5 protein-coding genes are annotated in these 6,232 nt (G+C 45.5%); 2 read left to right on the top strand and 3 right to left on the bottom strand.

The genetic code is table 11. The features are described from left to right. Positions 1–534, bottom strand: a 534-nt coding sequence (locus ACHZC4_RS05640) for a hypothetical protein (protein ID WP_394752850.1), incomplete at its 3' end; no start/stop codon positions are given. 327 nt (positions 535–861) lie between these two features. Between ACHZC4_RS05640 and ACHZC4_RS05635 the strand changes: the two genes are divergently transcribed. Further along, complete coding sequence (locus ACHZC4_RS05635; RefSeq protein WP_394752849.1) at positions 862–1,017, top strand: hypothetical protein; 156 nt, start codon at positions 862–864, stop codon at positions 1,015–1,017. 232 nt (positions 1,018–1,249) lie between these two features. On the opposite strand, the gene ACHZC4_RS05630 is transcribed toward ACHZC4_RS05635, so the two are convergent. Next, complete coding sequence (locus tag ACHZC4_RS05630) at positions 1,250–2,596, bottom strand: HlyD family type I secretion periplasmic adaptor subunit (RefSeq protein WP_394752848.1); 1,347 nt, start codon at positions 2,594–2,596, stop codon at positions 1,250–1,252. Beyond that, positions 2,593–4,317, bottom strand: coding sequence for a type I secretion system permease/ATPase (locus tag ACHZC4_RS05625; protein ID WP_394752847.1), 1,725 nt, complete (start codon positions 4,315–4,317; stop codon positions 2,593–2,595). The genes ACHZC4_RS05630 and ACHZC4_RS05625 overlap by 4 nt, the downstream gene beginning before the upstream one ends. 772 nt (positions 4,318–5,089) lie before the next feature. On the opposite strand from ACHZC4_RS05625, the gene ACHZC4_RS05620 reads away from it, so the two are divergent. After that, complete coding sequence (locus ACHZC4_RS05620; protein WP_394752846.1) at positions 5,090–5,941, top strand: calcium-binding protein; 852 nt, start codon at positions 5,090–5,092, stop codon at positions 5,939–5,941. The last annotated feature ends 291 nt before the right edge of the window (positions 5,942–6,232 follow it).

Genomic DNA, 6,232 nt, shown 5'->3' with positions numbered 1-6,232 from the left:
TGGTGTTTTGGGCAATTCATTAACACGCATACGTGCGCTAACTTCCTGTCGCTTGCCCGCATCCAAACTACTGATTGTCCAGCGTAGGCTTTGGTATTCGGCATAAGGCACGGCAATCTGCCGCTCTTTGCCGTCTTTGTCTTTGATGGTACGCATCAAAGGTTCCGCCGCAAACTTAACGCCATCAGCGGTTGCAAGGCCGGATTTGGGCCGAGCCGACATCCCAACATATTCCATTCCAAATGGAACGGGCAACGAGGCATTAATCTTAGTAACGCTATTTTTGCTCCGGTTGCGATAAACGGCACTGTACTGGACTATATCCCCAGGCTGAACTTTATCGGCTGTTGAAAAGGTCTCTTTCCCATCATCACCCATCCGCACTTTTTGCGCACTAAGCGTTACGGATAAAGGCTCTTGTTTCGCACTTTCGTCCTTCGCGTAGCCGTTATGGACAGCGAGGACTAGAAAGAAAGCCAACAAAGACACCACCTTTTTGCGTTTTGTCATGCTGTCGTATAATTTAATGCTCATTTTTTTCCTCATATTTATAAAAAATATTAACTGACCCAATATCGGCTTCAACCTTAAGCCCGAATACCCCATTCTTTGTGAAAAAACATCATCCAGTCCGACGCTCACTAAGAGTAATCAATTGCTTGCGTCGTAGAGTATAGATAGTAATTTGAAAATAAAATTTTGCTTACCTATTAAAAGTGTGACGTACATCACAATAATGAAATTTAGTTATGTTAGGAGAACATGCAAAACCGAAAGAGGCAGTTAGGGTTGTATGCACACCAAATTAAGCAATCAATCTATTGAAATAACGGCATAAGTTTCGCCGACAAACCCGACCATATGTCCCTTTACGATTTTAGTGTTCGGAACCAAGACCGATTTCTCTACGAAAATGATTTCGTCGATGCCTGGCTGCATGAGTTTCGCATTGAAAAGTGTCTGCCGTTCAATTCCAAGCGTACCTACTCAGTCACTTTTTTGATGGCAAACATGTAGCGCCATCTGAAGACTTCGGAAATGCGCTGGCAAATATACATAAGTGTTTTTACTGGTAAAAAGCGTACAAAGCATCCCGACAGCGCGTCGAGTCTTTGCATAACCAATTACGGTGAGCTAGGTCGTCGCCAAGCACCTTACAAAAGGAATAAATACAGTGGATTCGGAAGTGCGCCGTATTTGCTCTTCCAAATGCGGATACGGGCACTCAAACGGAGAAATTGAAATCGGTTTACTCCTCGATCAGCGAACGGGCAAATATATTGCTGATCGGTTGCATCAGGTATTGAAAAAAGGTGCGCTCACCCGTGTTGATCAAAACCTCGGCGGGCATGCCGGGTAAAAGCTTCAATCCGCGTTGGCGGAGTTCGTCAAGGTTTGCTTTATCGACTTCCACCCGGGCGAGATAATAACTGGTTTTGGCTTGCTCATCGATCAGGCTATCGGCTGATAGCGACGTTAATCGTCCTGATACTTTTGGTGTTTTAATAGCCTTAAAAGAACTAAAGCGGATTTCACAAATTTGTCCACTTTGCACTCTATCAATATCAACGGGCGAAACTTTTGCTTCGATAATGAGTTTTTCCTGTTGCGGTACGATATCCAATAAGCGGCCTCCTGGTGCAATAACTGCTCCCAGGGTATGCACTGTTAACCCAAGTACCATGCCCGATACCGGTGCTTTGATGACAGTTCGGGTGACCGTGTCATCCAGCCATTGGATTTTTTCGCGTAATTCCGAGAGTTCAGACTGCGCTTTGCTTAATTCTTCGATCACTTCGCGCTGAAATTCCTTGTCAATTTGCAGGATTTTTAGCCCGGTTTCACTAATTTGCGTTTGTGACGTAGTGATATTGGCAATGTAATCGCCTAAGTCGCCTTCAGATTCCTCCAATCGCCGCTCCATTTCACTGACTTTTTGTTTTTCAATATAGCCTTCTTTAAGCATGGCGCGTAAATCGGACAACTCTTTTTTTAACGAGTTAGATAGATTGCTACGACTTGTCCTTTGCGATTTGATGCCTTCAATTTTGGACAGCAATTGTTGGCGTTGTTCTTTTAAAATCCCAATTTCTCCCGCACGGGAACGTTTACGTATGGTAAAAGTCTGGTCTTGGACACGGACAGCCTCTTGCGCACGCGGATCGGTACTGATGACATTGGTTAAATTTTCAGGATAACTTACTGCCGCCTTGCTGTCCCGCTCTGCATTGAGACGTGCCTCACGCGCTAGGGCAGAAAACAACTGCCCACGCAAAGTTTCCAGTTGAGCATGTGAAGACGTATCTTCCAGCTCGATTAACACTTGCCCTTTGCTGATGGCATCGCCATCGCGCACATGAATCGCTTTAACAATACCGCCTTCTAGGTGCTGTACGGTCTTGCGGTAAACTTCGACGGTGACAGTGCCGGGAGCTAATGATGCACTGCCCAATGGTGCTAATAGCGACCAGCCCCCAAAAAAAACAAACACCGTTATGACGATCAGGTAACCCAGCCGACGAATGGGGCGGTCATCGGCGAATCGTATCAGCTCGTTTTCAGCCGCTTCTTGTTGTGATGTTAATAATAAACTCATGGTTGCACACCTTCTGCGATGATTGCTGGTTGCTGTACTGATTGTTGTGCGGGTGGGTTAAGTTTGGCCAATACTTCGTCACGTGACCCGTCCAAAACCAATAAACCCTCGTTCAGCACCATGATACGATCTGCCAGGCTTAAAATACCGACGCGATGGGTAATTACCACCACCGTGCTGCCGCGTTGTTTTAAAGTATACAAGGCCTGCGCTAACGCCTGCTCACCGACATCATCCAAATTTGAATTGGGCTCATCCAGTACAACCAGCACCGGATCGCCATAAAGCGCGCGTGCCAGCCCAACTCGCTGCCTTTGCCCTGCTGAAAGAACCCCACCGCTGCCGCCAATTTCGGTATCGTAACCTTGCGGAAGATGCAAGATCATGTCATGGACTCCGGCCGCTCGCGCAGCGGCAACGACCTTGTCAGAGTCTAACTCCCCAAAACGGGCGATATTGTTGGCGATAGTGCCGTCAAATAGCTCAATGTCTTGCGGCAAATACCCAATGTAGGGGCCAATTAAACCGCGCTCAAATTGCCCTATATCAGCACCATCAAGACGAATCGCGCCACTGGCAACTGGCCAGAGGCCTAAGATGGCGCGCGCGAGTGTTGATTTGCCCGAAGCGCTGGCGCCAATCAAGGCTACAAAGCTCCCCGCTGCAATATTGAAACTGACACCTTTAAGTACCGCCACTTTGGAACCAGGTGGTGCCACAATTGCCTGCTCGGCGCGGAGCGAACCCTTGGGGGTGGGCAAAGACATACGCTCGGTTTCGGCTGGGAACTGTGCCAACAGCGCGTTGAGTCGATCATAGGCGGTACGGGTACTTAAAAATTGTTTCCAGGTACTAATCATCAAATCAATAGGTGCCAACGCACGGCCCAGCAAAAGGGAGCCGCCTATCATCAACCCGGGGGTAATTTGTTTGTCAATAGCCAGCCAGGCACCCAGACCCAGGATTAGTGATTGCACAGTGACCCGATAAGTTTTGGACAATGCCGTAATCAAGCCTGCCTTTTCACTGGCTTTTGCTTGCAACATGATTAAACGCTGTTGTTTGTCCTTCCATCGACCCATTAAATCAGGCAACATGCCCATGGCATGGACCACTTCGGCATTGCGTAAATTACTCGAAGTCATATTGGAGCTTTCTACAGCGACACGGTTGGCTTGTCCCAAATCATCGTGCGTGGCCCGTTCGTTCCAGATGGCCAACAAAATTAATAAAATGGCGGAAATAACAGCGACCGCACCGAAAGCCGGGTGAAACAAAAACAACAACCCAAGGTAAACAGGTATCCAGGGTGCATCAAAGAAAGCAAACAGGCCGCTACCGGTTAAAAATTGCCGCAGCACTAACAAATCACTCAAGGGCTGTGCGCTTGTTTTACCGCCGCTCACCAATGCTTGCCGGAATAGCACCCGATAAAGCCGCTCGTTAAGCAACATATCAAAACGGATGCTGACCCGGATCAAAATTTGCGAACGCACCCATTCCAATGCCCCTAGCATGACAAATAAAACGACCGCAATTAGCGTCAACATGGTCAATGTGGAGGTGCTATTGGTCCCAAGCACCCGATCATAAACCTGCATCATATAAATAGGCGGCATCAGCATGAGCAGGTTTATGAATAAACTAAAAACTGCCGCTGACCAAAATGAATCTCGGCAATGATAAATGGCCAGTGCGAGTTCTGAGGGGGGTAACCGCATAATTGTGACTTCCTGTTAATAAAAAACAAGCCCCATATGGGCATGCTGATTTTGTTTCTACAATATAGCGGCTTTCTAAAAATTAATTTCCTAAATGGCAAAAAATATTTCTTTCGAATACATACGTAAAATAAAGGCTAATAGATTACCGTTATGGAGGCATACTGATTTTAAAATCCAATATCGTTTTATGTTTGTCACGAAACAGCGCTACACACAAATCTTGAACTTCATTTTGAACTCAGGCGTGACGATAGGTCTCTGCCCATTATCTGAACATTAGCGCGCCTCTATATTGTCCAAAAGCGTGAACTAGATCACAAATACTATTAAATCTTTTGGCTGACTTCTAAATTCCCCCAACCTATTTCAAAAATGTGAGCTAGGTCACAAAAACACCCTCCTGATAGCCTCTAGTACCCCCAACACTTTCCAAAAGCGTGAACTAGGTCACAAAATCACCAGCTCGACTTTAGAAACCTCCACCAACCCCTGCCGCATGGGAAGCGGCTAAGGTAGGTGTTTTTAACCCATTGATTCTAATTAATTAAGGGTAAATTTATCTCGAAGTGGGAAGGATTTTTTTAGCTTTTAACGATTTCCCCTTGGTCCGTTAGTACTAAATTTCCTGACTTAACTGGTTCTTGTACGATTTGTAGCATCACTTTTACCAACTACACTTTCGCCCCGCAGATGGTGATAAATATCAGCAACCAAATCAAGACGCATTTTTTTAAAAGTTCAAATCACAAATAACTTAAAAGAGGTTTATATGGCAACAAATTATGACCAGCCGTTAGATAAAGGGGTTGTAGCAGCAGGATTAACGGCTATGGCTTTACCCGGTGACATAGTCTCTAAGATTCTTAAAAGTCTTGGCGGTGGTAGTGTAGATGTAGCAGCATTTGATTCGGCCCCGACTGGAGCCGGTATTCATGGAAATGATCTTATCATGGTCAATACAGGCGGCACTGTAGATCTTTCTTCCATTTCAAAAGGGGACATTAAAGGCGTTGATGCATTTGTATTCAATACAAATGACGACGTACGATTCGATTTGACAGGCCCTAATACAAAAGACTTCAAGGGCGTAATTACTACCGGTGGCGGAAATGATTCTATTGAGGCCAACAGCAAAAAAGGCATGACCATATCTTCTGGTGATGGTGATGACTCAGTCACAACTGGCACTGGCAAAGATAACGTGAACCTTGGCGCGGGCAATGATTCTATAAGCACCGGCAAAGGCAACGACACTGTATCGACTGGCGCAGGCAACGACAGCGTAAATACAGGTGCTGGAAATGATAAGGTTTTCGTCGGCTCTGGTAATGATACTGTCAACACAGGTGTTGGTAATGACACTGTTAAATTTGATTCTGGATTTATTGGTAATGCCCAGCTTAATGGTGGTGCAGGTAACGATAAATTGGATCTAAGTAACGTTGTGATTAACAACGTAACCCAAAACGGCGCAGGCTTAACCATTAGCCTAGATAATGGCAATAACGCCGATTCTGTTGTCACGGTAACGAATTTTGAAAAATTCATTTATGACAGCAATGGCGATGCCGATGGAGGAATTGTTACTGTTGGCGTTAATCCATTTGATGCAACTTTCTAATGGTTAATACAACACGATACATTTAAGCTTCATGTATTAGCACTTACTGGGCAGGTTGTAACAAACCTGCCCAGTTTTTTTTAATGTTATCCAATATTTTGTTAATGTGAGTACGCATAAAATTAATAGTATGCATGGGCTACCTTATAGGCTGGCCGACTTACTGGATATTGCGCTTGAAAAACTCGACGCGGACGACTTGATTTCCGCCTTCCAATTTTCTGATCGGGCCTGTAGGCTTAGTGTTGTTCCCGACGCTAATGCGCTTCTTGTTCGAGCAACAATCCTCGC

Origin of the sequence: Crenothrix sp. (assembly GCF_043729335.1) — a bacterium.
Lineage (GTDB): Bacteria > Pseudomonadota > Gammaproteobacteria > Methylococcales > Methylomonadaceae > Crenothrix.
The sequence above is the reverse complement of the archived record's forward strand: the minus strand, read 5'-3'. Positions and strand labels throughout refer to the sequence as shown.